This window comes from Chryseobacterium sp. SIMBA_029, assembly GCF_046535275.1.
GTDB lineage: Bacteria > Bacteroidota > Bacteroidia > Flavobacteriales > Weeksellaceae > Chryseobacterium.
Window position 1 is genome coordinate 1 of record NZ_JAWRXA010000523.1, and the last position, 259, is coordinate 259.

General features: G+C 64.9%; 1 protein-coding gene. It reads left to right on the forward strand.

What is annotated here, in order from left to right; all coding sequences use genetic code 11:
* Positions 1-63: 63 nt before the first annotated feature.
* The coding region (locus tag SB679_RS25065) for an ATP-binding cassette domain-containing protein (protein ID WP_410705024.1) at positions 64-259 on the forward strand (196 nt) is incomplete at its 3' end.

Genomic DNA, 259 nt, shown 5'->3' on the forward strand with positions numbered 1-259 from the left:
CGTGTGTTGGGCCTCCTCCCGCAGCACCCTACGGCTCCTGATGGCATCACCGTCCGCGACCTCGTGGGCCGGGGTCGGTTTCCGCACCAAGGCTTCTTCCGCAGTTGGAGCGCGGGGGACTCCTCCCTTCACGATCATGCTGTGCAACGCGCTCTCGAAGCCACTGGCACTTTTGAGCTCGCGGATCGAAACGTCGACGAGCTTTCCGGCGGGCAGCGCCAGCGAGTGTGGATTGCGATGGCCTTGGCACAGGAAACCG